Genomic DNA, 1324 nt, shown 5'->3' on the forward strand with positions numbered 1-1324 from the left:
CCGCCAAACGTCCGAGATGAGGGCGCATAGCCGACATTTCACCCTACCCCCGCGCACAGGACAGAGGCCTACCTGCAACCGCGCCGGTACCGTGAGAGCCTGTTCTCCGCTGTCGTTGCCCCCTAATTGCCTGACGAGGCCTCGCGGGTTTGGGTGATGTACTCGCGGGGTGATCGGTAGCCTAGCGCCTTGTGCGGATGGACCTCATTGTAGTGGGTTAGCCAGCGGGGCAGTTGCTCGATGACAGTGCGTGCATCGGGCGTCGGGTTTACACGGACGTAGTCGCGCTTGAGGGTGCGCACGAAAGCTTCGGCCATGCCGTTCGATTGCGGAGAGCTGACCGGCGTGGTGCGGGGTACGAGGCCGATGTCGCGCGCGAAGCGGCGAGTATCGTGAGCAACGTAAGGGCTGCCGTTATCGCTGAGCCATTCAATGGGCGAGGCCAAGCGGTTCACCGGGCCAAAGCGATGCTCGACAGTGGCGACCATCAGATCACGGATGTCCTCGGCGGTGATGCCGCCGGTGGTAGCAACGTGCCCCATGGCCTCGCGGTCACAGCAGTCGAGTGCAAAGGCGACGCGCACCTTTTCGCCATTGTCGCAAGCGATCTCCAAGGCGTCAGAGCACCAGCGGGTGTTGCGCCGATCGACGGCAACGCGACCATCATGGCGCCGCTCCTCCCGGCTGCCGTTGTGGCGCTGAAGCAGCAGCCCGTGCACCTTCATGACCCGGTAGACCCGCTTGGGATTGGGCGCTGTGCGCCCGATCCTGGCAGCCTGGCGGCGCAGAAGGGCGTGGACCCGGCGATAACCGTAGGTGGGCAGATCGGCGATCAGCGCCCGGATGTCGCTGACCAAGTCGGTATCCGGTAGAGGCGGTCGACCTCGCCGACGTGTAGGCGACCGGTTGTGCATGGCTGACAGGTGCTGGCGGCTGACGCCCAACGCCTCGGCCACCGCGCTCACCGGTCGTCCCCTGGCAACGAGATCGAGCGCAAGAGGAGTTTTTTTGGGCCTGCGGCCCGGGAGACGGCCTCCCGCAGTATCTCGGCTTCCATAGTCTTCTTGCCCAGCAGGCGCTGCAGCTCGGCGACCTGGTTCTGCAGCGACCGGTACTCGGAGGCGGGCACCACCTCCTCGCCGGCACCGGCGGCAGTCAGCGCACCCTGCGCAACCAGCCTGCGCCAGGTGAAGATCTGGCTGCCACTGATGCCATGCTGCCGGGCTACCAGCGACACGTTCATGCCCGGCAGATACGTCTCCTCGACGATCCGGACCTTTTCCTCCGGGGTCCAGCGCCTCCGGCGCTGAACCCCGGAGAGGAC

General features: G+C 65.8%; 1 protein-coding gene. It reads right to left on the reverse strand.

What is annotated here, in order from left to right:
* Positions 1-122: 122 nt before the first annotated feature.
* Positions 123-1324 (reverse strand): IS3 family transposase gene (locus tag AB0B14_RS36720; protein WP_357526761.1). Its coding sequence is split into 2 segments (ribosomal slippage), with 1200 coding nucleotides annotated over them: positions 123-1016 and positions 1019-1324; the frame shifts between segments, so codons are not numbered across the junction. This gene is flagged as partial in the annotation.

Source organism: Micromonospora sp. NPDC049171 (genome assembly GCF_040648275.1).
Taxonomy (GTDB): domain Bacteria; phylum Actinomycetota; class Actinomycetes; order Mycobacteriales; family Micromonosporaceae; genus Micromonospora.